Consider the following 858-nt stretch of genomic DNA (forward strand, 5'->3'; position numbering starts at 1 on the left):
AATTTAACCCAAACACAAACATCCTGCAAGAGTTTCTAAAGGCGGGAATCAGTCCAAAAATCCTACCTCTAAGACTCCATCTGTTTTTATGCATATCCATCATCGTGCCTGTTTTTAGGTGCTTTATCGCGGCTTTATCCCACTCTTCAACCTCGCTTGGATCTTCTATGCCCATCTTAAAATCAACTCTTTTTTTCATAAATTTAAGCGTATCATGCTTCCTAGAATCCATCTTTGCGGCAAAATTATTTATAAGATCAAGCGCAACTATACCTTCAAACCTCCTAGCTAAATTTAAAAAGAACTCTTTAAAAACTTCTTTTTCAAAATACATCGCAACGCCTTCTAGAGCAAAGGCGAATTTAGCATTTGGATGCTTTGCTTTAAGCTCGTCCATCCAAGCGGTTTCAAGCATGGAGCTAGAGATACTAAAGTTTTTCTTAGCTTTTGGCATGAGTTTGTCGCGAAGTGCAATCACATCGGGAAGATCAAGGTCATAAAAGATAGCACTAGGGCATACCGACTCAAGTCTAAGCGGTCTGGTATCAAGCCCGGCGCCAACCTGCACGATAACCACCTCATCGTTATCTTTAGCAAATTTCACAAGTGCATCATCGATAAATTTCGCCCTTATGATAACTCCTACTCGGCTTAGATCGCCAGCTTCAAATTTAGCAAAGTCATAATCTATCTTTTTAACTATTTCTCCTGAAAACTCATCTCTTAAAATCGGTTCTTTTACTTCGTTTTCAAGGCTTCTAAAATACAAATTTATAAGCAGAGTTTCCGAGATGTCATCGTTAAAACCAATCTTTTCCATATCTTTAACCTTTATAATAATCTATATCAGTATTATAA

General features: G+C 37.5%; 1 protein-coding gene. It reads right to left on the reverse strand.

Annotation, left to right across the window (positions count from 1 at the left end):
- Nucleotides 1–820 (reverse strand): class I SAM-dependent methyltransferase (locus CDOM15925_RS09915; RefSeq protein ID WP_169943243.1); only part of this gene is annotated, 820 nt, incomplete at its 3' end.
- Between the last annotated feature and the right edge of the window lie 38 nt (nt 821–858).

This window comes from Campylobacter sp. RM15925 (assembly GCF_012978775.1).
GTDB lineage: Bacteria > Campylobacterota > Campylobacteria > Campylobacterales > Campylobacteraceae > Campylobacter_A > Campylobacter_A canis.